The organism is Corynebacterium striatum, assembly GCF_016728105.1.
GTDB classification, from domain to species: domain Bacteria; phylum Actinomycetota; class Actinomycetes; order Mycobacteriales; family Mycobacteriaceae; genus Corynebacterium; species Corynebacterium striatum.
Genome location: NZ_CP068158.1, coordinates 1,789,160 through 1,815,470, shown reverse-complemented (window position 1 = coordinate 1,815,470; position 26,311 = coordinate 1,789,160). Strand labels below are relative to the sequence as shown.

Annotated in this window: 21 protein-coding genes; 4 read left to right on the top strand and 17 right to left on the bottom strand. The window is 58.7% G+C overall.

Annotation, left to right across the window (positions count from 1 at the left end; translation table 11 throughout):
* Position 1: 1 nt before the first annotated feature.
* From I6I72_RS08570 to I6I72_RS08525, 10 genes are all read right to left on the bottom strand, one after another.
* A complete protein-coding gene (locus I6I72_RS08570) occupies positions 2-1,852 on the bottom strand; it encodes a FadD32-like long-chain-fatty-acid--AMP ligase (RefSeq protein WP_070508912.1) in 1,851 nt (616 codons plus the stop codon).
* An 87-nt stretch (positions 1,853-1,939) separates the two neighbouring features.
* Positions 1,940-2,869: a cutinase family protein gene (locus tag I6I72_RS08565; protein ID WP_049062256.1), complete on the bottom strand. Its 930-nt coding sequence runs from the start codon at positions 2,867-2,869 to the stop codon at positions 1,940-1,942.
* 15 nt (positions 2,870-2,884) lie between these two features.
* The gene (locus tag I6I72_RS08560; protein WP_049062255.1) at positions 2,885-3,394 is read right to left on the bottom strand and encodes a DUF732 domain-containing protein; all 510 of its coding nucleotides are present in this window, start codon (positions 3,392-3,394) and stop codon (positions 2,885-2,887) included.
* A 2-nt stretch (positions 3,395-3,396) separates the two neighbouring features.
* The gene (locus tag I6I72_RS08555; RefSeq protein WP_049146799.1) at positions 3,397-5,364 is read right to left on the bottom strand and encodes an alpha/beta hydrolase-fold protein; all 1,968 of its coding nucleotides are present in this window, start codon (positions 5,362-5,364) and stop codon (positions 3,397-3,399) included.
* 228 nt (positions 5,365-5,592) lie between these two features.
* Entirely contained in the window at positions 5,593-6,615 is a 1,023-nt protein-coding gene (locus tag I6I72_RS08550; protein ID WP_005529483.1) for an alpha/beta hydrolase, read from the bottom strand.
* Positions 6,616-6,840: 225 nt separating this feature from the next.
* A complete protein-coding gene (gene zomB / locus I6I72_RS08545; protein ID WP_049062303.1) occupies positions 6,841-8,589 on the bottom strand; it encodes a flagellar motor control protein ZomB in 1,749 nt (582 codons plus the stop codon).
* A 57-nt stretch (positions 8,590-8,646) separates the two neighbouring features.
* Positions 8,647-9,642: a decaprenyl-phosphate phosphoribosyltransferase gene (locus tag I6I72_RS08540; RefSeq protein ID WP_049146797.1), complete on the bottom strand. Its 996-nt coding sequence runs from the start codon at positions 9,640-9,642 to the stop codon at positions 8,647-8,649.
* A complete protein-coding gene (locus I6I72_RS08535) occupies positions 9,639-10,166 on the bottom strand; it encodes a phosphatase PAP2 family protein (protein WP_049062253.1) in 528 nt (175 codons plus the stop codon). The genes I6I72_RS08540 and I6I72_RS08535 overlap by 4 nt, the downstream gene beginning before the upstream one ends.
* Positions 10,156-12,135: a glycosyltransferase gene (locus tag I6I72_RS08530; RefSeq protein WP_049146796.1), complete on the bottom strand. Its 1,980-nt coding sequence runs from the start codon at positions 12,133-12,135 to the stop codon at positions 10,156-10,158. Before I6I72_RS08530 ends, I6I72_RS08535 begins: the two co-directional genes overlap by 11 nt.
* 300 nt (positions 12,136-12,435) lie before the next feature.
* Positions 12,436-12,978: a three-helix bundle dimerization domain-containing protein gene (locus tag I6I72_RS08525; protein ID WP_049062251.1), complete on the bottom strand. Its 543-nt coding sequence runs from the start codon at positions 12,976-12,978 to the stop codon at positions 12,436-12,438.
* Between the two features lie 500 nt (positions 12,979-13,478).
* On the opposite strand from I6I72_RS08525, the gene I6I72_RS08520 reads away from it, so the two are divergent.
* From I6I72_RS08520 to I6I72_RS08505, 4 genes are read left to right on the top strand one after another with little or no spacing between them, the layout of a single operon-like run.
* Positions 13,479-15,473: a hypothetical protein gene (locus tag I6I72_RS08520; RefSeq protein ID WP_049063243.1), complete on the top strand. Its 1,995-nt coding sequence runs from the start codon at positions 13,479-13,481 to the stop codon at positions 15,471-15,473.
* 53 nt (positions 15,474-15,526) lie between these two features.
* Positions 15,527-17,158: a class I SAM-dependent DNA methyltransferase gene (locus I6I72_RS08515; protein ID WP_049063245.1), complete on the top strand. Its 1,632-nt coding sequence runs from the start codon at positions 15,527-15,529 to the stop codon at positions 17,156-17,158.
* Between the two features lies 1 nt (position 17,159).
* Positions 17,160-18,344 (top strand): restriction endonuclease subunit S domain-containing protein, encoded by a 1,185-nt coding sequence (locus I6I72_RS08510; RefSeq protein WP_065420839.1) that lies wholly within the window; start codon positions 17,160-17,162, stop codon positions 18,342-18,344.
* 35 nt (positions 18,345-18,379) lie between these two features.
* Positions 18,380-21,580, top strand: a complete 3,201-nt coding sequence (locus I6I72_RS08505; protein WP_049146790.1) for a type I restriction endonuclease subunit R — start codon at positions 18,380-18,382, stop codon at positions 21,578-21,580.
* Here I6I72_RS08505 and I6I72_RS08500 read toward each other — a convergent pair.
* The 7 genes from I6I72_RS08500 to I6I72_RS08475 form a co-directional block, all read right to left on the bottom strand.
* Positions 21,577-21,789: a hypothetical protein gene (locus tag I6I72_RS08500; RefSeq protein ID WP_005529469.1), complete on the bottom strand. Its 213-nt coding sequence runs from the start codon at positions 21,787-21,789 to the stop codon at positions 21,577-21,579. The two genes, I6I72_RS08505 and I6I72_RS08500, sit on opposite strands and share 4 nt — an antisense overlap.
* Positions 21,790-22,311: 522 nt before the next feature.
* On the bottom strand, positions 22,312-22,515 hold the full coding sequence (locus I6I72_RS08495) for a hypothetical protein (protein WP_005529467.1): 204 nt from the start codon (positions 22,513-22,515) through the stop codon (positions 22,312-22,314).
* A gap of 168 nt (positions 22,516-22,683) precedes the next feature.
* On the bottom strand, positions 22,684-23,094 hold the full coding sequence (locus I6I72_RS08490; protein WP_236592608.1) for a hypothetical protein: 411 nt from the start codon (positions 23,092-23,094) through the stop codon (positions 22,684-22,686).
* Between the two features lie 6 nt (positions 23,095-23,100).
* A complete protein-coding gene (locus I6I72_RS13710; protein ID WP_160313770.1) occupies positions 23,101-23,271 on the bottom strand; it encodes a hypothetical protein in 171 nt (56 codons plus the stop codon).
* 165 nt (positions 23,272-23,436) lie between these two features.
* A complete protein-coding gene (locus I6I72_RS08485) occupies positions 23,437-24,336 on the bottom strand; it encodes an ArsA family ATPase (protein WP_005529464.1) in 900 nt (299 codons plus the stop codon).
* Entirely contained in the window at positions 24,330-24,572 is a 243-nt protein-coding gene (locus tag I6I72_RS08480; protein WP_005529463.1) for a cory-CC-star protein, read from the bottom strand. Before I6I72_RS08480 ends, I6I72_RS08485 begins: the two co-directional genes overlap by 7 nt.
* A gap of 6 nt (positions 24,573-24,578) precedes the next feature.
* Positions 24,579-26,303, bottom strand: a complete 1,725-nt coding sequence (locus I6I72_RS08475) for a carbon starvation CstA family protein (protein WP_049146785.1) — start codon at positions 26,301-26,303, stop codon at positions 24,579-24,581.
* Between the last annotated feature and the right edge of the window lie 8 nt (positions 26,304-26,311).

Here is a 26,311-nt window from a genome sequence, read left to right as displayed (position 1 = left end):
GTTAGACTTCGAAGTGCTTTTTCGCCACTCGGCGAGCAATCTTGCCCGAGGAGGTGCGGTTGATTTCGTTCGCACCGAACCAACGGATGATATCCGGAGTCAGACCATGGTGCTTCGAGACGGCGGTACGGACAACTTCAGTTGCAGCTTCGTCACCAGACGGGTCGGCGTTGTCAGCGCGCTCGATGAGCAGCACCAGCTGCTCGGTGTTGTCGCCCTCCACGGAGAAGGCAGCCACAGAGTCAGGGCGCACGTGCTCGGACGCCTCTTGGACGGTGCCCTCGATATCCTGTGGATAGTGGTTGCGACCTGCCACCACAATGAGATCCTTGAGACGGCCGGTGATGTAGAGCTGGCCATCCACGATGGTAGCGAGGTCTCCCGTGGCCATCCAATTGTTGTCATCCGGGGCCCCTTCCACGCGGGAGCCCTCGGCGAGGCGCTCACCCAAAGTGTTGTGGAAAGTGGAGGCGGTCTCATCCTCGCGACCCAAGTAGCCCGCAGCCATGTTTTCGCCATGCAGCCAGATCTCGCCGATCTGGGCGTCGCCAAGCTCTGCCCGTGTCTCCGGGTCCACGATGGTCAGGAACTGGACCGGAACCGTCTGACCATTCGACGCAAAAGCTACAGTGTCCGCAGACTTTTCTGAAATGACCGCCTTGCCAGCAGCCAATTGCTCGCGATCGAAGTGAGAAATCAACGGGCGCTCGCCCACCTGCGGGGTAGACACCATGAGCGACGCCTCTGCCAAGCCATAGGACGGACGCAACACCTCGCGCTTAAGATTGAGAGTGCTGAATACATCCAAGAAGCTCTCCACCGCGGTTTCGGTAACTGGCTCGGAACCGATGATGATTCCATCGACATTGGAGAAATCAAGTTCCTCGCCCGCCTCCGGCGCACCGTAGCGAGCCGCGAGCTCGAGCGCGAAGTTCGGCACCACCGAGTAAGTGGCGGCGAAGTTCTCATCCATCGGCTGTCGGCTGATCTGGCGTACCCAGCGCTTCGGCTGCTGCACGAAGTCACGCGGAGTCATAATCTCGAAGTTGAGGCCCATGATAGTGACAAAGGAAGCAAGGATAATGCCCATGTCGTGGTGCATCGGCAGCCAAGAAACAATTCGCGATGGGTGCTTGAGCTGCACTGCGGCAAAAATCTGCAGAACATTGGTCATGATGGAGCGATTCGTCAGCAACACGCCCGCCGGAGTTCGCGTGGAACCAGAAGTGTATTGCAGGAACGCCGGCTGATCGATAGGTGCGCCCTGCAGGTTCGCAGCAGCGGCCTGGCCAGCCTCCGTCTCCAACGGATTCACCCACGACGCCGCCAAAGAGTCCGGCAGCGAATCAATAGAGATAACGCGCGGGCGCTCCGCAGACGGACGGTCGGCAAAGTACTTGCGCACGGCCGCAGCAGAGACGTTGTTCGTCAACACGATGGATGGATTCGAATCACCGAATACGGCTCGCAGATGATCAGTATGACCTGGCTCGTTCGGGTCATACAAAGGCAGCGGAGTCATACCCGCATACATCGCCCCCATGAAGCCGAAGATGTACTCCGGGGAATTGCCGGCAAGAATTGCCACGCGGTCCCCCATTGCGCCGACTTGTTGCAAGCGCGCAGCCACGACCTTGATGCGAGTGTTGACCTGGGAACGCGTGAAGTCGCGTGGAACGCCGTTTGGATCTTCGGAGTAAACCCACTGGCGTAGAACCGGACGATCCGGAACCCCAGCCTGCTTTTCCATTCCATAGACATGCTCACTGAGTCCTGCCAAGGTCAGGTGCGGCGGAAGAGCTATTTGCCCCTTCTCGTCAAAGAACTGGCCAATCAACGCATTGAGGTCCATCTAATCTCCTTTTGGGTTTAGATTGTTTACTTTTGACATTAAAAATATCAGAGCCAAGGTCTCATACGTTACATCACGCAGATTTTTCTAGGTGTTATCGATAATTTCCCGCGCCCAATCGGTAACCCATTGGTTCGCCGTGGTGCCCGGAATCACGTTCGGGTTCGTGGCATACATCGCGTGCACGCCGTTTGCCTCAATGAGGCCGCGGGCGCGCTCAAGCCCGTTCAGGCCGTCGAGTGGCGCATCGCAAATAGAGTCGTCCGGCGCACAAATCTGGAACGTGCGGTCCGCCAAAGAACCGAAGCCATTTGCACGCGGACCACGCATGGTAGCACCCGGAACGATGCCCTGAATCAGCATGTTGAGCGGCTCCAAAGCAATTTCCGCGCCCACGCCCGCCACGTGCATGCCAGGGTTCTGACCCACGCCGTCCTGCCGGCGACCATCAGCCACCAGAGCAACGCCGGAGACAGCATCCGCCGGAATCGGACCGTTATCGCCACCGATACGGTCAGCGACGTCGCCAGCAATCACCGCTCCCTGCGAGAAGCCTGCAATGATGAACTTGGTAGCCGGGCATGTTTCATGCATCGTGATGAGCTCGCCCTCCATGCGGGAGGTTCCCTCATCGCGGGATTCGTCGTAGCTCATCTCATGCTGGGCGTTGATGTTCTTGAACTGCGCCGTGTACGGCAGCGTCCAGACCTTTACGTCCTCCGGCACATAAGCCTCTTTCAGCGGGTTACTGATGGACAGCATGAAGGAATTGGGATTTGCGGTCGGGTTGATGGGATCATCATCGGCCTTGGATTCCCACGTGCCAGGAGCAGAGATAACTTCTACGCGCGGGCACCAGTCGGGTTGCGCGGGGGCCTCGACTCCCCCGGACTCTGGTGCCGGCTCACCGAGGTTGTTCTTCTCCTGTGCCTGATTGGCGTTGAAGAAATGAACCGCGCCAGCGCCGATGACAGCAAGTACGACGAGTACGGCAACAACCGTAAGTGTTTTACGCATAAAAACTTCTCTATCTTAGTTAGCGCACAGGGTGCCGCGCGCCTGGTCCGTCAGGACAGCGGTGAGCTCTTCGTGCGACAGTGTGGCACGGCCCTGCTCGATGAGCTGACCTGCCACTGCGGGAATGGTCACGACATCGCCTTCGCGGCATGCCGCTTGGCCGGCGCCGATGATCTGGTCTTCGGCACCATCCGTGTTTACTCCCGCTTTCTGGACAGCGGCTATGAATTCCCGCTCAGGACCCTGGCTTTGTTCCGGGGTTGGGATGGCAGAGATTTCACGCGCACCGCTATCTTCCGGGGCGTCGGAAGCCGGCTCGCGGGACGCAGATGCGCTTGACGACGCCTTCTCCGAAGCCGCCGAGCTCGACGCGGCGTCGGAAGTTGGGGCTGCGGAACGCTCGAGCGGGGCTACCTTGGTGTCCGTTGAATCGTCCGTGCTTTCGACCGTGGCGGAACCGCAAGCGCCCAGCGTAAGCGCAGCAGCCATCACGGCTGCACACGCCGCGGGAACCTTGATGCGCATGGTTACTTCTTCTCCGCTTGAACGGTGCCCATGATTTGCCGGATTACACCGTGCTGGAAGTCCTGGGAAAGGCCGCCCGCTGCGATTTCGGTGTAATCGGTGGTTGGCCAGCCGAACTCGCCCTGTTCGAAGCCGCGCTTACCCCACTCGTCCATGATGTCTCCGTAGAGGATGTAGTGCGCCCCGCTGTTTGCGGACCAGTAGATGTTGCCGTGCTCGAATTCCTGGAAGAAGCCGCCCTTGACTGGCTTTTCGCCACCCTTCGGGAAGCCTAGCTTGGAGGCAGGGCCGCCCAGCTCCTTGTACTTGGCGCCGATTGCACCATGGACCACGGAGTTGGACTCGTCTGGGTTACGGGTCAGGACACCATTCTGGAATTCCTGAGCGTAGCCTTCGCCGACCTTGACCACTGCAGCGGTCGGGTACTTGAGGTCGCCGTTTTCGTAGCCGTTTTCGCCCCATGCCTTCACCATGTCGGCAGGAATTGCCCAGGCACCGGTCTCGGCGGTCCAGTAGATGGAGCCGTGCTGGAAGTGAACGAAGCGTCCCTTGCCGTCTGGGGTCTTCTCTTCGCCGGTGGTTGGGAAGCCCAGCCAAGAGGTCGGGCCGCCGATCTCGGAGTAGCGGGCGCCGATGCGGCCAAAGATGGCGTGAGCGCCGGTTTCTGGGTGCCAGTAGGCAGTGCCAGCCTGGAAGTCCTCAGCTTTGCCGCCTGCGACGTCGTATTCGTTGTTAAGGCATTCGCCGATAATTCCGGACTCGGTCACCTTTGCGATGTCGCCGATCGGGGTGCAGTCTGCACCGCGGTCTTCCTTCGGGATGCCGAGGGCGTCAGCGATGGTTGGCCAAGCCTCGTTCATCTCGAACTGCCAGTATTCCCAGCTGTGGACGCCGGATGGGCGGAAGCGTGTCACGACCGGCACCCCTGCACGCTTGGCGTAATCCACGAAGGTCTGGGTGGACATACGGGAAATGACCTCGAGACCGACGCCTGCAGCGTTAGCCGGGCCCTTGGCCACGGAGGAGAGGTTGCCGTAATCGTCCTTGCCGGAGCCGGAGGAAACGTAGACCTTCATGTCCTTGAGGGCTTCGATACCCAGCTTCGGGTCGTGGTCGATCCAGTCCTGCGAGTAGTGCGGGCCCCACATGTTGGTGGAGCTAAATCCGCCTGCATCCATCTGTGCTGCAGCAATTGCTTCTGGCATGCCCCGGGTGGTGGTGTCCAGGTAGCCGGAGAAGGAACCGACGAACTGGAACAGGTGCGGGTTGCGCTCCGCCAAGTTGACGGCTGCCGTACCGCCCATGGAGATACCCGTGATGGCGCGCTTCTGGTTGGAGCGGTATGCCTTATCCAGGATTGGCACGAGTTCCTTGGTCAGGAAGGATTCCCACTTGTAGTTACGGCCATTGTCCGGCTGCTGCCAGTCGGAGTAGAAGGAGGACTCGCCGCCAACAGGCATGATGACGTTAACATTGCGGTCAGCGTACTGGCTCAGGATGTTGGTCTCGATGGTCCAGCCGGACTCATCGTCGCGCGCACGCAGGCCGTCGAGTGCCCAGACCTCCGGGAACTTCTTCTCCGGGTTGGAGTACCAGTCGCGGGCGAGCTGAATCTGAACAATCTGCTCCTTATCCGGCATAGCTGCGGATTTGATGTAGACCTTGAGGTGGCGATTGGAGAGGTACTCCACACGGGAGACAGCAACGCCCTCCGGCAGACCCTCGATGGTCGGGTACTCGGTGTTGAGCGGAGTACGCTGCGGCGGGTTGCTCGGTGCGAAGGAGTCGGAAAGACCGGAGCTTCCCAAGTTCTGGGTCAAGGCTCCGAGAGAAGACTGAGCGGTTGCGTTCGGCAGGAGAGCGAGGCCAACTGCTACAGCGGTTGGCAGAGCTGCGATGGCCAGACCCTTGCGAGCCTTGGTCGGGGAACCTGGAGAGCGCAGGTTAGGGGCAGACGCATTTTTACGCATGGATGAGTCCTTGTAGGTATGTCGAGGGAGCGCCCTAGTAATACGGTTTCCGAAGGTTCCCCTCCTCCGGACGACGCTACTAGGCCACGAAGTGCTGTCTATTGTGCGCTCAAGTTTAAGTTGAACTTGAGACTTTTGGAAGAGGAACACGCCCAAAACCACAAAACCGGCCGTAGGAATTCCTACGGCCGGCTTGTTTAGAGCTTCGCTAGATACTCTCCTTGGCGTTTACCAAGCGTTCATCACGTTGAGAACCTGCGGCTTGGACTGCTCCAGCTGGTAGCCAAACTGTGCCCAGTTGTGCAGACCCTGCATCGGGTAGTTGGTGGTCACGCGCAGACCAGTTGCACGAGCCTTAGCCTCCCACATGCGGGTGGTTGCACGTGAGAACATCTCCAGGACCGCGCCAGAAAGCTGGTGCTGCGGGAGATAACCAGCGTCACCGGCACCCGGAATGCCCGTTGCAGCAGAGATGTACACGTCAGTATTGCGCAGACGATCGGTCTGGTAGAAAGGATCGTTTTCGAAGCGACGCGGGTTAAACAGCGAACCGTACATTGCGTTGATGTTGAATCCGCCGGCGTCGAGAAGCGCGAGGCGCATGAAGGTCTGCGCACCTGGCAAGGTGGTGGTCAGGTAGCCGGAGAAGGACAGTACCTGGCGGAACTGATCCGGGTGCTTACCAGCCAAGGTGATGGCAGCGGTGGCGCCCATGGACAGGCCAGCGATCGAGTTGTTATTGCGGGCAACGCCGAAGTTACGCTCCAAGTAACCCGGCAGCTCAGAGGTCAGGAAGGTTTCCCACTGGTAGTTGGTCGGCGCAACCAAGTCATAGGTAGCCGGGCCGTTCCAGTCAGCGTAGAAAGAACCTGCGCCACCAACCGGCATAACCAGGGTGATGTTGTGAGGCTCGTAGGTACGGGCAGCATTCACATCGTTAACCCAAGCATTGGTACTGTCGGTAGCACGCAAGCCGTCAAGCAGGTACAGGCCAGCGTTGCCGCCGTTTTTCGCAGGCTGGATCTGGACTGGGATGTTGCGGCCCATTGCTGGCGACCAAACGTCACAACGCTGAACCCACCAACCCACGCCGTCCCATTCGCAAGAACCGGTGGCATCGGGACGCAGCCAGTCACGGTTTGCTGCCTCGGCTTCTTGGGTGCCTGTAGCTACGACGAGGCCAAGCGCGACCGCAACGGTCATTACCACTGTGAGTACACGCGCTTTGAGACCCGAACTCAGTGCAGTCATGTCTCTCCTTTTGTACTTCTCAACTTCGAGATCAAGAAAAATTTTTAGTGCTATTCACACTTATCGTCGCCACATGTCTAAACGTTAACGTCACGGAAATATAACGAGGAATCTTTAGCAGCTTAACCCACGCAGCCCGATTTCTCCCACCTTGTACCCCCCGCGCACTACGGTGGCCGATCCATCTATAGGTGGCGACACGCCGAAGTTTGGGAAAACTCTCCGCTATTTCACAAGGTAATCGTCAGGATCCGCCGAAAAAGTCAGAGTCCGCCCATCCGTCAATGCAAACTTGATGTTTTCAAAGAAACGGTGTGCATCAAGCGGGTCTTTATAGGTCGCAAAGAGCTTTTGGAAATCTGACGTTTGCAACGCCTGACGAGCCTTAGCAGTTTCCTTCTTGTCGTACCACTGTGGCAGCGAATCGATATCCACGCCCGTCAAAGCAGCCTGCCAGTACGAAGGCAGGTCCTTGTCATGGCCAATCCGTCCGTTTTCTATGCGTGGCTGGCGGGCGGCGAGGGGCGTCGCCAAGCCAATGTTATCGAGCACGCGCACGTCCAACGGGGCATTCATCGAAGTCATGCCCATGTTGATGAAGTACAAAGTAGGCGGCTCGTCCCGGCCGGGTTCGCGAGCAACGCCTTTCCACGCATACTTGTTCTCCTCGCGTGGAAGCGCATATAGAACAGCGAGAGCATCACCTTTTTCAAGATCATCGATGCCCTCTTGGTAGGCCTCCATTTGCCGCATAGGAAGGAAGTCCCTCTCAGAGCGAGGCGGATCGCCTGGTTCCCGCTTGACGGAATAGGTCCAGAAGTCGCGCTCATCGACAATATTGATTTTCCCTTGGTAGGTATTCCAATCCGTGGGGTGCCCGCGCAGGATAATCACCACGGACCAAACTGCGCAAAAGAGTGCCGCACTGATAGACGCTGCGGAGCGCAACGGGAGGACAAACACTGGCAGCAACATCGCAAAAAGCGGTAGCAAGAGCATCCGACCATGCATGAAGTCCCCGCCGACGCGAAAGATGTAGACAAAGTGCAAAACCGCTGCGCCCACCAACAAGTAAGTAATGCTGGCTTGGGAGCGAAGCCGCGTTGGACGCAGGCTAGAGCGATAGGTCCACAGGGCCCAGCCGCCCAACACGAGGAGTGGAATATAGAGGGCATAAGGGAGGGCGAAGTCACCAAGGTAGCGGAAACCATGGCTCCATGCAGCTCCCGACGCCGACTTAGCCACCGCAGTGTGGGGAGTCAAAAGGCCGTAGTAGCCCATGCGGAAAATCTGATATGCGCCCGGCAAGGGCAGCGCGGAGGCCAAGATTCCTAGCCAGGCTTTCCACCCACGGTGGGTAGCGAGCAGCAAAAGTCCCACCAGGCCGCCATAAAGGGCAAGGTCAGGTCGAACAAGCCAGGAAATGCCCGCCCACAGCGCTAGCCAGTACGGCATAGAGTCACTAGCGCACTCTTTTGCATTGTCGACGCCGCGGGACCACTTGACCAACATCCACCACAGCACCGCCAGATAGAAGATGGACAATCCCCATTCGAGACCGGACGTAAAGAAGTCACGCGCGGGCGGTAGCGCTAGATAAACGAGGCTGCCCGCTGGAGCTAGAACGGCAGTGCGGTGGGCCCTGCTCGTAGCCCAAGCGCCGATGAACATCGCGGCGACAGAGAAGAACAAGCCCAAGTAGATGGCGATACCTGACAGATCCGCACCTGTTACCCATCGCACGAGAAGGATGAGGTATTGCCACAGCGTCGAGGTATTGGTTTCTACTCGCTCACCGGCGTTAAAGACTGGGCCATTCCCAGCTTCCAGGTTGCGGACCGTGCGCAGGACTATGAGGCCGTCATCGGAAATCCACCGGCGGGCGAAGCCACCCCAAAACGCAAAAACACCAATAACAAGAGCTGACGCAACGGCGCTATACCGAAGCAGATTCCTGTTATCAGTGTTATTCATGGGGAAAAAGTTTAACATCCCCCTTTAGATTTGACCGTATTCGCGGCGCTCACGGCGTTAAAACACTGGGATAATATAAACCGCCATTGCGATACAAGCCAGCCACAAAAGGGCGAGTACTTGCAAGGCACGATCCTCGAGCGCGATCTCATCAGGTGCGCCGCCATTGCCGCGGTCGACGTCGGCAGCATAGCGCAGCACGGCAATCGTAAATGGAACCATCGAAACCTGGTACCAGACGCCAGCTGGGCCATCAGCGGCGTTGGAAAGCTGGAAGCCCCATAGCGAGTAGGACATGACCAAAGCGGTAGCCGCAAGGGTCCAGACGAAGCGTAGGTAGGTCGGCGTGTAGCCCTCAAGGGACTTGCGGATCTTCGCACCAGTGTGCTCGGCCAAAAGAATCTCCGAGTAACGCTTACCGGAAGCCATGAACAGCGAACCGAATGCCGCAACCAACAGGAACCATTGGGAAAGCACGATGCCCGCTGCCACGCCACCAGCCATGGTGCGCAACATGAAGCCGGAGGAAACCAGCGCGATGTCGATGACCGGCATGTGCTTCCAGCCAAAGCAGTAGCCCAGCTGCAAAGCGATGTACACAGCCATCACGATTGCCAGCTGTGGGCCAGCGGTGGCCAAGAAGGACAAGCCGATGGAACCGACAATGAGCAGCGCTGCCATCGCATACGCCAGGCCCACCGGCAGCACGCCGGCCGCGATGGGACGGAAGCGCTTGGTCGGGTGAGCCCGGTCAGCCTCGACGTCGCGAGCGTCATTGATGAGGTAAATCGAGGACGCGCCCATGCAGAAGACGATGAAGGCAAGGAGGACGTCGAGAAGCACGCGCGAATGGAACAGTGCGTCCGCACCCGCTGCTGCTGGAGCGGCGAGGACGAGGACGTTTTTAACCCACTGCTTTGGGCGCAGCGCCTTGATCATTCCGTCGACGAGGTTCTTCGGCGGCTTACGCTTGCGGCCGGTGTCGATGCCTGAGGTATGCGGTTCAGAGTGGAATACCCGCTGCGAACCGTCTTCGTGGTGTGTCTCGCTCACGCGGTCTTCCTTTCATAGCGGGTTAATGCCTCTGCGGTGACTGCACCGATCGCAGCTCCAACCGCGGTATCCGTTGGGTAATGCACTCCGAGCACCATACGCGAAGCCATCATCACAGGCACACCAAGGAGCGGCAACGGATTGCCGGTTAGGTGTGCGACGCCCACGAGGAACGCGGTTGTCGACGTCGAGTGCGAGGACGGAAACGACAGCTTGGACGGGGTGCCCACGCCGACGCGAACGTAGGGGTAGTCAGGGCGCTTGCGGCGCACGATGCGCTTGATTACAACGCTCGCCGCGTGGGCTGTAAATGCACCCGCGCCTACGTATGCCCACTGGCGACGCCGCGCCTTGTCATCATGGTTGACCGCGTACATCACTGCGGAAGCACCCATCCAGCCGAGGGCGTGCTCGCCAAGGTGGCTCAAGCCGCGGGCGGCAGGTACAACTCCAGGGACGTCGAAAGCTGCGTTCTGGATGCTTTCCAGAACGTGTGATTCAGCTACAGAAAGCTTACTGGGCATCGAATACCTTCCTCCAGGATTCGCGGGAAGTCAGCTCCGGCATCGCGGCGCGATACTGCGACTTCAGATCATCGAAGTTCTCCTCGATCTCCTTGAGCAGGCCGCGGGTCTGCTTGACGAGGTCGGTGGCCAGATCGCGGTCGCGTTTGCGGAAGGCCACGCCGGTACCGCCGGCGGTGGAAACTGTTGCGGAGTCCACGCGGGACAGAGTGAACCAGCGCGCCTCGTCGGGGGTGAGGTTGAGCTGCGGCGCCTCGTGGTGCGCGCGGTCTTCCTTGGTGACAAGGTGCTTCGCGGATTTGAGCAGCCATGGCAGCTTCTTGACCTTGCCGAGGCGGCCGCCGATGTTGCGGGTCGGCACGCCCGGCGCGCCGGTCGGAGCCGGCAGTTGGTCGGCGGATTCGATGATGACGGCATCGGAGTAGTTCTTGCGGATTTCCGCGATGCGCGGCAGGGAGGATTCCAGGATGTCGAAGAGGTGATCCGGGCCGGCGAGGAAGTCCTTCATAGCTTCCAGCTGGATAGCCATGGTGGAGTACTCCATGCACATCGTGTGCTTGAGGGTGGACTTGAAGATGGACTTCGTAATGCCCTTGACGTCGCCGTCGTGGTACATCGCAGCGACGATGAGGCGGTTGCGCAGGTGGAAGTACGCCTGCCAGTCGATGGCGTCGTCCTTGTCCGCCCACGCCATGTGCCAGATTGCGGCCCCCGGCCAGGTGACAGTTGGGAAGCCGTTAGCGGCTGCGCGCAGGGAGTACTCGGTGTCATCCCACTTGATAAACAGTGGTAGCGGCTGGCCGTTGGTCTCAGCTACGACGCGCGGGAAGAGGCACATCCACCAGCCGTTGTATTCGACATCGACGCGGCGATGGAGAGCACGGGAGTCGTACTTGCGTGGGTCGAGGTGCGACTGGGCGTCACCAATAGCGCGCAATGGGTACTTGGCGAAGTCGTGGTCGTAGACCGCGTGCGGGGCCCCGCCCCACATGAAGACGTGTTTGTTGACCTGCTCGCCAGTGGTGCGCAGCTGGGAGCGCTCCTGCAGGTTCAGCATCTGGCCGCCAACGATGATCGGCTTGGCGGCGTATCGCGCGGCCTGCACTGCGCGCAGGATGGAGTCCGGTTCGATGGCGATGTCATCATCCATGTAGAGGATGAACGGGGAATCGGTGTTCTCCAACGCCTCGTACATGATGCGGGAGTAGCCGCCGGAGCCGCCCAGGTTGCCCTGACGGAACTCGCGGAAGCGCGGGCCGAAGTGCTCGACGGCCTGCTCGTAGCCTGGCTCGTCTGCTGGGTGCTGGTTGCCCTGGTCCGGCATGAGAACGTAGTCAATGATGCCGTCGACCACTGGGTCCTCGGCGAGAGCCTGCAGCGCTGCGACGGCGTCGGTTGGGCGGTTGAAGGTAGGAATGCCCACGGCAACGCGCTTTTCCGACGCCGGGATCTCCGTACCGTCCGGCATAATCTGCGGGCCTGGTTCATGTGGAGCGCACCATGCCGCATTAGAAAGGACGGTTTCCTTCTCTGCGGTGATGTCGAACCACAGCCAGCCGCCGTCTTCGAAGTTCTTCAGCGGCAGTTCGAAGTCGTGGTGACCGCTGCCGACCAGGTGGTTGGCCACGGAGATGCGCTGACCATCCTGCTTGGAGCGATAAATGGAGACGTTGGCTTGGCCTTCGAGTTCGAGGGAGAGCACGATGGACTTCAGCTGGGACCAGCGGCGCCAGTAGGAGGCAGGGAAAGCGTTGAAGTAGGTCTCGAAAGAAGCCTCTTCACCCGCTGGAATCGTCACCGCGGTGCGGTTGGTCCAGCTCAGGCGCTCGCGGTTTTGCTCAGACTCGATGAGATAGAGCATCCGGACGTCAAAAGGCTCGCCGCGCTTGGGCAGCAAGATTCGCTGAACAGGTTCGAAAACGCGGGTTTCGCTGCCAGCGGCGCTGGCGGAGGAATTGTTGGCAGTCACGATTACTTCGATTCTCCAAACGGTTTTATGACAATATTCAGTCAAACAGCCTAGTGGTTTGTGGCCGATAACCTCGCTCCCACACGGATTCATGGCTGCAGTGACGCGCATTTAACACAATCTGGCCGTGAGCACGACGATTAATCCGCACCGAAAAGGCCATAAATGCGCTCGCATTCTCCATCTATTAAAAAGCAGAGCCTTCTATCTTTCGATGAAGGTCATCTGCTTTCGCCCTCGGATGAATCAACTCTGCGCGAAGAATCGGAGGCACTCGACCTATCGCTTCTAGTTGGGAGATTAGGCCTCGACAGGGGCCTTATCGCCTACTGGCTCGATGCCCAGCTTGCCCAACATGTAAAGCACGCGGGCGCCGAGGTCATCGATAAGTTCGCGCTCTTCCTCTGGCGTATTGGCCGCAGCGATATCCCAAATCTTGATGTCCTTGCCTGCTTCGTCGCGTGGGATCTCGCGGCCTAGGTACACGATGAAGTCAGGCATGCTGACCATGCGGTTGTTGGGATCAACCTCGGTGTGGAAATGAGCGGCGTCGGCAAGCAAGGCGTCGCCGGCCTGTTCCTTGGTCAATTCAACAACCTTCTCCGCAAGGGCGTGGTTGGTGCCAGCAGAGAAACGGACATGGATGCGGTGCCCGCCGAAGTATTCCTTTACCTCGCGTTCAACCAGAACAGGGATGAATTCTTCGACCGTTGCACCGGCAGTATGGCGCGCGATTGCCGCGTCTACCTCGGCGTCGATTTCCGCGGCAGCGTGAGTGTTGCCGTACAGGTCGTGGAGGTCCTGGCGCAGGGTCGCGAGGCGGTGATCATTGAGATGCGTCATGGCACTCACCCAATTACTTTCTGTTCTCTGTTTGTTAACCTAATGTTAACCTTACGGAGATTTGCCACCGGTTTCAACACCGACTCGCGACACGCGTAAACCGGCAAAGCGCCGGCGTACAGACACAAAAAGCCCGCCGAAGAAGATTCAAAGCTCCTCGTCGGCGGGGATTGAAGCAGGCAAGCTGTTTTAGTGGCCGCGCTCCTGCTCAAGCGCCTTGCCCTCGTTCCAGAACGGAGCCAGCTTGTTGTCGAACATGCTCAGCGCGGAGACGATAGCCATGCACATGTCGACTTTGAAGCCCGATCCCCGCGAAAACCAAACCACTCTTGGGCAACACTCTTTCATTATTAATTAATCGGCCTTAAGCCCCCTTCAGGATAATTAACAGACTAAAAGCTGGGTACTTTAATCGAGTTCATTTAACGTATTGGACAGAGCGATCAGCGATGACCGCTCGCCCTTGTTCCCCATCACTACCCTATGAAAGGAGGCCTCAAGTGACCGCAACACTGACACTCGCCGATGTCGCCCGGCTGACCGGCGTTACGCGCCCCGCGGTCAACGAGTGGATTCAGCGCTTTAACTCAGAATCCATCGCGCCCTTCCCCTCCCCTTGCGGAGAACATGATGGCCACCCCTACTACGCCATCACCGAAATTCAAGATTGGCTGCGAGCAACTAAGCTCGGCCGCCGCGACACAGCCGTTGAAGATGCCCTCTTTTATTCTTCGCTCTACCGAATGCTGCTCCGCAATCCGGCACGCGCGGCGTTGGGCCTTTTGAACTGCAACACGGCTTCCTCCCCTCAGGATTTTTCGCCCTCTGCTGCAGTAATCGACTCTCTTACCGCGGCGTACCAGCGCGCAGCAGACAACATTCCTTCTGATGCCTCTGAAGCTGACATCGCACAAGCAGCAGAGCAGGTAGCCGAGGCAGCTTTCGGGCCCGCGACCGCGCTCGCCCGTCTTGCAGATGACCTCAGTGCTCAGCGCCAGGTAACACTCTCTTCCCGTTTTACTTCCCGCGCTATGCAAGCAGTATCGGAAGCCCTCACGCTAGAAAACCCAACTCCACCTATCATCCCTACTGATGAATACAGCCTAGGTTTCGTCACTGGACTCGCCCGGGAACTCGAAGAAACGCTGGCGCTCAACATCGGATATCGCAAGGACTGCGCACCAGACTCTCTCTATTGGGCCGAACTAGCGTGCCGAAACGTGGAATTCATCGACGCTAGCGAGGAGATCCCGACAAATTCTCTCATCGTCCTCGGCGCTCCTTCCCCTCTCAAAAATGCGACCGAATACTTCGAGCACCTCCAGGACTTGCTCGACAACTTGGACGAACGCGGCGCAATGTTCTGTATTTCCACCGCAGACATGCTTATCGAGGACTCTTTAGCGGAGGTCGTCCGACGGCGTTTCCTCGCACCGACTGAAACCGGCGCGATTGCACCACTGCGTTACAGTGCACGGCTGCCCCGAGGCATTTTTCCGGACCGCGGACAGCAGCAGGGCGCACTATGGATTCTCAAGCGCCCTAATCGCGAGGCCATAGGCAACCCTGCCGATGCTGCTGCCGTTATCGCTGACGTGCCGGACCTTAAGACACCCGGTCTCGTCTCTGACTGGGCAACCATGCTCACCACACCGGATGAAGCACGCAAGCACACCTTTGTCCGCGGTCGTATTCTTCGCGCCGCTGATGCCTGGCGCAGTCGTACTCATTCTCTCGATGACTCGGTCTTTTCTTCTACGTCGACGTCTTCCGCCGCCGATCTCATGCACACCGCGCATCAGGCAGGGTTAGACATCAGTTCAGCAGGGTTGGAGGACGCGCAGCCAAAGATTGGTATGCGCGCTGAATCGGGGGCAACGCGCCTTGAGTACCTACCGTGGAAGGCCGCGACCAACGCTCGCACTGGGGTGCTGCAGAAACTCAGCGGCTCCCGCATTGCCGAACGTGATCTCGCCCCCGAAGCAGTAGCAAAACTGGAACTCATCGGTGAACCCGAAATTCTGGGGAGCATTCCACAGGGCGCACGTTGCATCGATCGTCTCCGGTTGGAGGACATTGCACCGCGCGGCACCCTCACAGAACCAGGGGACGTGGTCTTCATCAAGAGCCCCAGACCACGCGCGCTCATCGATGAGGAAGGCGGCAAGCTAGTCACTGCACCGGCTCAAGCACTACGATGCCGCACTTTCCGTGGACGCAGCCACACGCCCTTGGAACAGGTCTGCATTCCCTACCTCGTAGAGAAGGCTATCAACGAAGCTGTCTCCTCCGAGTTGGGATCGGTGTACTTCCCCGTATTGCCTCGCAAGAATGCGCAGCACCTCTGCTCAGTCGAGCACCAGCTCCGCGCACGACGCCAGCAGCTCTTAGAACAGTTACATAGCCTCGATGAACTTGAGCACGGCCTCGTCATGTCGATAGGTACCGGTGCTGTCACCATCGCTGAATCTCGTGCACAATCCCCACCAGGCTAATAACAGAGTTCAACATTCAAACACACAAACACCGTTATATGTAAGGAGAAAAAATGACTAACTCAGTCAAGGATGAGCAGAACGTAGAGCCTGCCTCCGCCACCACCCTCAAAGAGCTCAAGGACACCTTATGGAAGGCAGCAGACAAGCTGCGCGGCTCCATGGACGCCTCCCAGTACAAGGACATCGTCCTAGGACTGGTGTTCCTCAAATACGTCACTGATGCTTTCGATGCCCGTCGCGCGGAGCTGCGTGCCGAAGGCGAGGAGCGCGGCGATAGCGAAGAGTACATCCAGGAAGACCTGGAGGATATCGACGCTTACCGTGAGAAGAACGTTTTCTGGGTCGACCCCATCGCTCGTTGGACCTTCCTGCGTGACAACTCGAAGGGCAAGTCGGCCGACGCCGGCCAGGAGTACCAGTCCATCGGCAAGCTCATCGATAACGCGATGAAACAGCTCATGCTGGACAATGAGTCACTGTTAGGTACCCTGCCCACGAACTTCGCCTCGGAAAGCGTTGACCAGCGTCGTTTGGGCGAACTCATCGACTTGTTCAGCACCACGCGTTTCACCGCGGAGGGGCCAGAACGCGCACGCGATTTGCTGGGTGAGGTCTACGAGTACTTCCTGGAGAAGTTCGCCCGTGCTGAGGGCAAGCGTGGCGGCGAGTTTTACACTCCCCGCCCTGTCGTACGTACCCTCGTAGAAATCCTGGAGCCGACCCAGGGTCGCGTCTACGACCCGTGCTGTGGTTCAGGCGGCATGTTCGTGCAGGCAGAGAAGTTCCTCGAAACCACGGAGAAAGACCGCACTGCTCTGGCCATCTACGGTCAGGAGCTCAATGAGCGCACCTGGCGCATGGCCAAGATGAACCTGGCCATCCACGCCATTAGCTCTGCTGGCTTGGGTGAGCGCTGGGCCGACACCTTCGCCCGTGACATCCATCCGGACAAGCAGATGGACTACGTCATGGCCAACCCACCGTTCAACATCAAGGATTGGTCGCGAAACGAGGAGGACTCCCGTTGGAAGTACGGCGTCCCGCCCAAGCGCAATGCAAACTTCGCGTGGATGCAGCACATCATTTCCAAGCTCACCTCTCAGGGTGAGGCCGGCGTCGTCATGGCCAACGGCACGATGACGTCGAACTCCTCCGGTGAAGGCGATATCCGCAAGGCTATGGTCGAAGACGACATCGTCTCTTGCGTCATCGCACTTCCTGCACAGCTCTTCCGCGGCACGCAGATTCCGGTCTGCGTCTGGTTCTTCGCCAAAGACAAGAAGGCCGGTTCCAAGGGCACCATCGACCGCACCAACCAGGTGCTTTTCATCGATGCCCGCGAGCTCGGCCACATGATTGACCGCACGGAACGCACCTTCAGCGACGACGACATCCAGAAGATCGCCGACACCTTCCGCCTGTGGCGCGGCCGCACCTCCGCACCGAAGGACGAGGCCTACGAGGACATCGCCGGCTTCTGCAAGTCCGCCTCCCTCGACGACATCCGCAACGCCGACTTCGCCATGACCCCCGGCCGCTACGTCGGCTTCGCCGAGGTCGAAGAAGACGACGAGCCCATCAACGAGAAAATCACCCGACTCACCAACGAGCTCACCGCCGCGCTTGACGACGCCGCCCGCCTAGACAAGGTTGTGCGCGAACAGCTGGGGAGGTTGAAGTAACATGCCCAACCTGAAAGAACTGACTACCAAAATTGGCTCAGGCTCGACACCTCGTGGCGGCAAGAGCGCCTACATCGACTCCGGAATTCCGATTATTCGCTCCCAGAACATAATAGATCTGTCATTCCACGAATCAGGCCTAGCCTTTATCTCTGAAGAACAAGCTCAAGCGATGGAAGGTGTCAGTGTCCACCTCAATGATGTGCTCTTAAATATCACCGGTGACTCAACGGCAAGAGTCGCAATCTGGAACCGTCGACAGCAAGCCCGCGTCAATCAACACGTCGCTATCATCCGAGCAAATCCAGACCAGCTCGACCCTTACTGGCTTATGTACTGGTTGTATTCCCCCGAGGTAAAACAGCACTTATTGATGCTCGCATCATCTGGAGCTTCACGAGCTGCTCTCACGAAAGGAATGCTGGAGCAACTGGAACTGCCCGATTTTTCGGTACGACAACAGCAATCCATATCTGCTCCGCTCCGGGCTCTCGACGACAAAATCACAGCGAATGTTCGCGTACTCGCAACGGCTAACGAGCTCGTCAAAAATCTATACACAGCAATTCCGAAATCTAGCAATCACGCAATTGAGAGCATCGGCGAACTGGTTAAGAAGAATGTCAAACCAGAAGAAATGGATGAATCAAAGGCTCTTATCAATCTCGAGCACTTCGACTCAAAACAAATTTGGATCTCACGCCATACGCAGGTACCCGAAGCTACCTCTGCGAAGTCATCATTCCTGGTAGGCGATGTACTCTTCGGCAAGTTGCGCCCCTACTTCCATAAGGTAGGTGTTGCTCCAATCGGCGGCTATTGTTCCACCGACGTTCTCGTTGTCCGTCCTCGCGAAGACTCTTATCGAGGCTTATTACTGGCAGCAATGAGTGCCGAGGAAACCGTCGCTATTGCGACGCAGAATTCAAACGGTACTCGAATGCCCCGAGCAAAATGGGCTGATATCGCAAGCTGCGCTATCCCTGATCCCGATGACCCGAAGTCGATTGAGCTTGGCAAACTAATGGATGTACTCATTCCAAAGTGCAATGCCCTTATACATGAAAACCACGTCCTCGCCCGAACCCGCGACGAACTCCTTCCCCTCCTCATGAGCGGCCGCATCACGGTCGGTGAAGCGGAGGAGGCTGCGGACGTTGCGGACACGGCGGCGTCGGAAAGCTAAGCAACCCTACCCCTACAACTCCTAAGGAGAAGCTCATGTTGAGCGAAGAATCCCTCGAACTCATCGTTCAGGACCACCTGGCGGAACTGGAGTGGGTGTCTGGGCATGGCCCGGACTTTGCGCCGGGCTCCGGCGAGCGCGACACGTGGAATGACATCGTGCTGCGCGGGCGTCTGCGCAATGCCGTGCGCAACCTCAACCCGGGCGTACCGGAGGAGTACCTCGACCAGGCGATTGGTGAGGTCATCACGCCGAAGTCGCAGTCCGCGATTGCGGAGAACCGACGCATTCACCAGATTCTGGTGGAAGGCTATCGCGGTATCGAGTACATCGACCACGAGGGCAATATCCAGAACCCGACCATCGTCTTCCTGTCCTCACAGCCGCACATGAACGACTATTTGTCGCTCAACCAGGTCACCGTTGCAAACCTTGATGGGGAACGTCGCTTCGATGTGGTCTGCTACGTCAACGGCATGCCGCTGGCATTCATCGAGCTGAAGAAGACGGGCGCGAATACCTCAATCGAAGGCGCCCACAATCAGCTGCAGACGTACGTCAAGGAATTCGGCATGGCCTTCCGCTTTGCCAATATTGTGATTCCTTCGGATGACCTCAGCGCCAAGTACGGCACGCCGTTTACTCCGTGGAACCACTTCGCACCGTGGAACGTGAATGAGGACGGCCGTCCTGTCCCATCCGACAACATGGTTGTGGCCGGCGAGCCGGTCACGCAACTGGACCTGTTGCTTGATGGTCTGTTTAATGTGGAGCGTTTTGGGCAGCTCTACAGCGACTTCACGGCGTTCGATGACACGGCCGAGGGGCTAGTCATGCGCATCGCGAAGCCGCACCAGTACTTCGCGGTGACCAAGGCTGTGGGTTCCACGATCACGGCGGCGCGCGGCGACAAGCGCGCTGGCGTCATCTGGCACACGACGGGTGCCGGCAAGTCCATGGAGATGGAACTCTACACCGCCAAGATTATGCGCCGGTCCGAGATGCTCAGCCCGACCGTCATTGTGCTCAATGACCGTACCGAGCTAGATGAGCAGCTCTTCGAGACCTTCAACCGGTCCACCATCCTGCCGGAGGCACCGCGCAATATCGAGTCGCGTGCTGAGTTGCGTGAGCTGCTGTCGCAGAAAACCTCCGGTGGCATCTACTTCTCTACCCTCCAGAAGTTTGGCTTGAACGGCCAGGGTGAGTTGCGTGAGACCGAGCACCCGTTGCTCTCTGACCGGAGCAACATCGTGGTCATCGTCGACGAGGCACACCGTTCCCACTATGGCTTTGGCGATACCGCCGCTGATGGTTACGCACAGCACCTGCGCAATGCGTTGCCGAATGCCACCATGCTGGCGTTTACCGGTACCCCGCTCAAGGAGTGGGACCGCGATACGCGCAAGGTCTTCGGTGACGACGTGGATGTCTACGACATGAACCGCGCCGTCGAAGATGGTGCCGTGGTGCCCGTCTACTTCGAGCCGCGCCTCATCCCACTCAAGCGCATTGCTGGAATCACGGATGACGATATTGATGACTCTGCCGAGGAAGTGCTCACGGGTCTCGACGAGGTGGAGCGCGACCGGATTCAGCGCTCCGTCGCCGCGTTGGAAATCATTTACGGTTCCGACGACCGCTTGGATGCGCTCGCTGAGGACTTTGTTCGCCACTGGGAAGACCGGCGCGAAAACATGCGGGAATTCATCGGTGCACCGGGCAAAGCGATGATTGTCACCGCCACGCGTTCCATTGCGGCGCGCCTCTACTCCAAGATCGTGGCGCTGCGCCCTGAGTGGCATTCGGATGCCGATGACAAGGGCAAGATCAAGGTGATCTACTCTGCCGCGCCGTCCGACCCGGATGAGCTCAAGGTCCACATGCGCCGCCCGAGCGCGCTCAAGGCAGTGAAGAACCGCATCAAGGACGTCGACGACGAGCTGGAAATCGCCATCGTCCAATCAATGATGCTCACCGGCTTCGACGCACCGCCCCTGCACACGCTCTACATTGACCGTTCACTCAAGAGTGCACTGCTCATGCAGACCCTCGCCCGTGTGAACCGCACGTTCCGAAACAAGCAGGATGGCCTCCTTGTCGCCTATGCTCCGCTGGTGGAGAACCTGGAGAAAGCTCTTGCGGAGTTCACCCTTAACCCTTCCGACGACGGAACCAAGGTCACAGGCCAGGACGTTGAGGAAGCACTAACTCTGGCGAAGGGATTCCTGGCTCGTCTCGACGACATTGTGGGAATCGAATGGAAGAACACCGCTTTCATCGATGACGCCAACCTTCGTCGTGCCCTGCTCGATGTCACTGGTTTCCTTCGCAATCCAAGAACCGAAGGCAACTACGACCCCGAGAAGCCAAATGCGCGTCCCGTCGCGGACGAGTTCAAGCGTCAGGCAGGAAGGCTCGCACGTGCATGGGCGCTTGCGTCCAACAGCCCGGCCGCCGATGAATTCCGTCCGAGCGTGCAGTTCTATTCCGAGGTCAAGAACTGGCTCATCAAGCTCGATGCGGGCGACCGCGTGGCCAATGGCGAGCCGATTAGCGACTCCATCCGCAACGCCCTAGGCAAGTTGGTCGTTGATTCGGCTGAGGCCACCGGTGTCATCGACATCTACCGCCAGGCCGGGATTGAGATTCCGAACTTGCAGGATCTCACCGTCGACCTGTTCAAGGACAAACAATCCCCCTCTGAGGTCTCGTTGCTGATCGATGCGTTGCGCCGCCAGCTCCAGCAGGAAGCCCGCACCGCCACAGGAAACAACGAGCTGCGCTCCAAGCAGTTCTCCGAGCGGATCACCGAGCTGATGAATCGGTACACCAATCAGCAGCTCACGGCCGCTGAAATCATCGCCGAACTCATCCGCCTGTCCAAGGAGATTGTCAAGGAAAGCAAACGCGGTGAACAATTCACCCCGCCACTAGGCAATGACGAGCTCACCTTCTTCGACGCGGTGTCGACAAACGAATCCGCAACCGAGCTCATGGACGACGAAGTTCTTGCTGAAATTGCACGCCAGCTCGTTTCCATGCTGCGTCGCGATGCGAAGACCGACTGGACAGTACGCGATGACGTACGTGCGAAACTACGCCGCTCGGTCCGCAGATTGCTACGCGACTACAAGTATCCACCGGACAAGGCGCCGGAGGCCATCAAGCTTGTCATTGAACAGATGGAGAAATTCGCGCCGAGGTATTCAGAGCTTTCTCGCGATGAAGACTAGCTTCGGTTAATCTTGTCGATCCTCGCTGGCGGGCAATCCCATTCAGCGGGGACCTTCAATCCATATTCTTCCTGCAGAGCCTTCACTGCAGCAGCTGGGTTATCGCGTACAACGGCGGCAGTTTGGATCGAATGCCATTTGAGCCGCACGGTTTTGAGGTGTTCCTGCCACAATGCGTTGTCCACATCGAGGTTGAACTCGAGACGCAAGCTCTCAAGTACGTCTTCCAGAATGGGCCGAAAGCGGTGCCCCCCCATTCGTGAAATGAAAAGAAGAAATCGCGGGCGCCTTCTTAAGGAATTCGCGGACTTTCTTGTTCTTTTTCGTGTTGAGCTTCTCGCTAAACCCCATCAAATGGGTGAACTCATCGCGATGAGCGTGGACATGAAAATGTGCGCTCGGGTTCTTACGGCCCCGATCACGATCGTATTCAACCGGAAAAGTGGAGGCCTCTGCGTGTTTGCGTAAGGATAGATCGCAAAACTTGATTGATCGATAGCAGGAAACGAAAGGCTGTCATCCCAGGTACATTTAAATTCTGGTTTTATCCCGAGGACGACGTAGCCGAAGACGTGAGCGGGACGATACCCGGCCTACCGTTTTCTTCCTCGTCAAGACGCACAGATATGTTCCGGTCAAGGTCAGTAAAGACAAAACTGGGGCTCGTCGACGAAAAGAACGAGAGGGACTGTTCAATTTCCTTGTGAAAAGCCCGCACAACTGGTTCGAGCTTATCGGCCGCTTCCACCGGCAGCCTTAATCAACCAACGAAGCTCAGAGATGCGCTCCCACAAACCCATCTCAGTCGGCGACAGATCATAGTTATAGGCACGCTCTTCAAACTCTTCCGGATCTCCCACGATCTCGGATTCGAGTTCCTTGAGCTCGGCCGCAGCCTCGCTTTTCGTCAAGCGACGGATGATAGGTGCTGACATTGCTTCTCTCCTTCCCGCGGATAGGCTCTCTAACAAATATTGTGCCCTAGATTTTGCACGGGGGTACCGACATGACAGCGGATTCCAGGCGGACTCCGTCGCCAAAAATCGAACATAAGATCGAAAATCCCGCTGCCCATCGGACAGCGAGATACTGCACTGCATTCCCTAGACGTTAACGGGAGCTTCCTCGGAAATCGGCTCGATGCCGAGCTTGCCCAGCACGTAGAGCACGCGAGAGTCTAGGCCGTCTGCGAGTTCGCGGGTTTCCTCGACGGTGGTGGTGGGCTCGATGTCCCAGATCTTGATGTCCTTGCCAGCCTCGTCGCGCTCAAGGTCGCAGCCAAGGTAGACGATGTAATCCGGCATGGCGACGGTGCACACCTCATCGAGGTAGCGGGCCGGGTCCTCGCCCAAGCCACGCTCTCCGAGGACATGCGCCAAGTGGGAATCCGAGAGGTTCTCCGAGTGCGTGGCAGCAGCATCGACGTACAGTGCATCGCGCGCACGCTTCTTGGTGAGCGCGACAGCAGCGGCAGCCAGTGACGGATCCTCGCCAGACGCGAAGCGGACGTGCACGCAGTGCTAACCAAAGTATTCGGAGTGCTCGCGCTCGACCATGACCAGGACGAACTCGTCGAGCGTCTCGCCCTTGAGGTGGCCAGCGATAACCTCATCCGGCTTCGAGTCAATCTCCCCTGCAGAGAAGCTATGGCCGTGGGACTCGTGAAGGTCCTTGCGCAGGGTATCGAGCACATTCTGGATATTCAGCCTGATTATTCACCCACTCACCTTCGTGTCTATTGCGAGAGCACAACTCTGCGTTCTCTATTCGTTAACCTAGAGTTAACCAGAGCAAGAGTAGTGGGCGCGGTCAAATAGTGGGAACCAACCCAGCAATTCGCGTGATGAAAGTTTGAGCTATCGCTGCAGGTAGGTCGCTACCTCCTCAAGCGCCTCGGGCGAACCAACTTCATAATCAAGCAGCGGAAGCTCAGTGACAGGCACGCCAGGCAGCGCCGCGCATAGCGTCGCAAGCGCTGCTTCCTCCACCGCGCGCCGGCCAGGCAGCGCCGCCGGAGATCGGCGGTTAATGAACAACTCTCCCACCGGTATGCGATGCTCGGCGAGCTCCGTGTAAAGCTCAATGGTCTCCATGACCGGCAGGCGCTCGGCCGTGAGCACGATATTGAAGGTCGAGGACCGCAGCGCGTTACGGAGATGCTCGAAGCGCGTGCGGCGGCGATAAAGGATGGAACGCAACTCCGCGTCACGGCGCTGTGACTTGGTCTCGCCACCGAGCGAGCCGACGACGTCCGCGAACTTATCCGCTTTATCGCGGCGCTTGAGGAGACCATCCGTCCACGCGCTCATGAGCTCGGGCAACGCCATGAGACGCGCGGTATGCCCGGACGGAGCGGTATCAAAGATAATGTGATCGTAGGCACCCTCGTGGCCCTCGATAAGGACGGCCATCTGCTCGAGGAGCGCAGCTTCATGCGTGCCCGGGGAGGCTGCGGCAAGCTCCAGATGCTTATCAACTTCCTTATGGAGGCGCTCCGGCATGTGGGCGCGCATGGTCTCCCCCGCCTGCGCGAGGTGAGCGTGGGTCGCCTTCTCCGGGTCCAGCTCCACGAGGTCGAGGTTCTCGCGCACCGTCACAGGTTGCGGACCGATCTCCTGATGCCACAGGTGGCCCAGATTATGGGCAGGATCGGTGGAGACAACGAGGACGCGTTCCTGCTTCGAGCGGCCCAGCGCGTAGGCATTCGACAACGTGGTTTTCCCCACACCACCCTTGCCACCAAAGAACGTTAGCAACAGCTCAACCCCTCAATCGGCGAGCGATCGATGCCCATGCGTGTATGCCATTCATGTAGGTCTTCGTAGATAACCGGGAGCAACTCAATCGTGTAAAAGCTCGCCGGATTCGGGATGCCCAGCGCCTCGGAGAGGACGATGAGACGAAAGAAGTCGTCCTCGTCCCGGCGCGCCCGGGCGAACTCGCGCCGGTACGGCGCGGCGTAGAACTCTTTGAGCAGACTGGTGAGGCTCATAGAGACTTAGGCCACAGGGACGTCGGCAGACTGACGCACCGGGTTCGGCGCGTCCGTATCCTCGTCACCCCACTCGACGGGCGGGGCCTTGCGTGCCGCAGAGACGGCGCCGATAACCTCGACGATGACCCACACCGCAGCAACAACGATGACGACGTCCATAGCGAAGAGCAGCCAGTTCTGGGCAGCCCACAGCGTGCCTAGCTGCTTGACTGCAGCCCACAGAGACATCGCGGTAACGAAGATGAGCGGGATGGCAACCGGCCACGTGGGGCGGCGCAGGTGCGTGAGAATGACCATGATGACGGCGAGCGAAAGACCCGCCATAAGCTGGTTTGTAGTACCGAAAAGCGGCCAGATCGTCATGCCGCCGGAACCGTCCGCGCCCTGCGAGAAGGTGAGGGCGAAAGCGATGCCCACCGCGATGGACGTTGCGCCGAGGGCGCCAATCTTGAAGCCCATGATCTCGCCGATCTCCTGGACGACGAAGCGCTGGAGGCGCACGCCGGAGTCCATTGTCGTCGCCGCAAAGAGGACGGCCATGGTCGCAAGAATGGTTGCGGACAACGAGGTGGAAATACCCAGGCCCTCGTTAATGAGGTTGCCGCCGCCCTCAACGAAGGCGGACACACCGCCGGCGTTCCACTCGGAGTAGATCTGCTCCCAGTCGGCGAGCGTCTTGAAACCGGAGGTCGTGGCGATAATGGTGCCCAGTGCAAGAAGGCCCTCGCCGACGGCACCGAAGTAACCAACAAAGCGAGCGTCGGTCTCCTTATCGAGCTGCTTCGACGACGTGCCGGAGGCAACCATGCCGTGGAAGCCGGAAATTGCGCCGCAGGCGATGGTAACGAAGAGCAGCGGGAAGATACCGGGCGTTTCCGCCGGCAGGTTGTCGCGCAACGCCGGTGCGACGACGTCGGGCGCGGTGAAGAGGAAGGAAGCGTAGAGAATGCCCAGGCCGATGAACAACTGTAGGCCGTTGATGTAGTCGCGCGGCTGAAGCAGCATCCACACCGGCAGCAGCGAGGCGATAAACGCGTAGACGAACAGAACGATGATCCACACGCCGTTCGCCGGGATGCCGAGAACGGTCTCCGGCAGCACGATGGGGAAACGATCACCGATGATCATGAGCGTGTAGAGCGCAACGACGCCCACAACAGAAACGAGCGGCAGCGACCACTTGAGACGGTAGATGGCTTGGCCCACGAGGAGCGCGACGATGATGGCGCCCCACGTCGGGATGACGGAGGTCGGCGTCGAAACCAGCAAATTGGAGATGACCACGCCGAAGGCGGTGTTCACCATGAGCAGGAGGAGGAAGATGACGACCAGGAAGAGGTTGCGGCCACGCGCACCGATGTAGCGCCCGGAGAGCGTACCGATGGACTGGCCGCGGTGGCGCTGGGAAGCCCACAGCGCGCCGAGGTCATGCATACCCGCCATGAAGACGGTGCCGATGGTCACCCACAGGAAGGCCGGTAACCAGCCCCAAATAACGGCGACGGCAGGGCCGATGATGGGCGCCGCACCCGCGACCGAAGTGAAGTGGTGGCCCCAAAGCACGTACTTATTCGTCGGCACGTAGTCGACGCCGTCCTCCATGGTGTGGGCAGGCGTCTTATAGCTATCGGAGAGTCTATAGATTCTTGAACCTAAAAATTTTGAGTACAAGAAGTAGCCAACGGCCATCATCGAAAGACCGATGGCCATAAGGATGAGAGAGTTCATACCAATCC

Coding starts and splice junctions, on each gene's coding strand:
- I6I72_RS08570 (WP_070508912.1), bottom strand. CDS start 1,852: ATGGACCTCAATGCGTTGATTGGCCAGTTCTTTGACGAGAAGGGGCAA.
- I6I72_RS08565 (WP_049062256.1), bottom strand. CDS start 2,869: ATGCGTAAAACACTTACGGTTGTTGCCGTACTCGTCGTACTTGCTGTC.
- I6I72_RS08560 (WP_049062255.1), bottom strand. CDS start 3,394: ATGCGCATCAAGGTTCCCGCGGCGTGTGCAGCCGTGATGGCTGCTGCG.
- I6I72_RS08555 (WP_049146799.1), bottom strand. CDS start 5,364: ATGCGTAAAAATGCGTCTGCCCCTAACCTGCGCTCTCCAGGTTCCCCG.
- I6I72_RS08550 (WP_005529483.1), bottom strand. CDS start 6,615: ATGACTGCACTGAGTTCGGGTCTCAAAGCGCGTGTACTCACAGTGGTA.
- zomB (WP_049062303.1), bottom strand. CDS start 8,589: ATGAATAACACTGATAACAGGAATCTGCTTCGGTATAGCGCCGTTGCG.
- I6I72_RS08535 (WP_049062253.1), bottom strand. CDS start 10,166: ATGCCCAGTAAGCTTTCTGTAGCTGAATCACACGTTCTGGAAAGCATC.
- I6I72_RS08525 (WP_049062251.1), bottom strand. CDS start 12,978: ATGACGCATCTCAATGATCACCGCCTCGCGACCCTGCGCCAGGACCTC.
- I6I72_RS08515 (WP_049063245.1), top strand. CDS start 15,527: ATGACTAACTCAGTCAAGGATGAGCAGAACGTAGAGCCTGCCTCCGCC.
- I6I72_RS08510 (WP_065420839.1), top strand. CDS start 17,160: ATGCCCAACCTGAAAGAACTGACTACCAAAATTGGCTCAGGCTCGACA.
- I6I72_RS08505 (WP_049146790.1), top strand. CDS start 18,380: ATGTTGAGCGAAGAATCCCTCGAACTCATCGTTCAGGACCACCTGGCG.
- I6I72_RS08495 (WP_005529467.1), bottom strand. CDS start 22,515: ATGTCAGCACCTATCATCCGTCGCTTGACGAAAAGCGAGGCTGCGGCC.
- I6I72_RS08480 (WP_005529463.1), bottom strand. CDS start 24,572: ATGAGCCTCACCAGTCTGCTCAAAGAGTTCTACGCCGCGCCGTACCGG.
- I6I72_RS08475 (WP_049146785.1), bottom strand. CDS start 26,303: ATGAACTCTCTCATCCTTATGGCCATCGGTCTTTCGATGATGGCCGTT.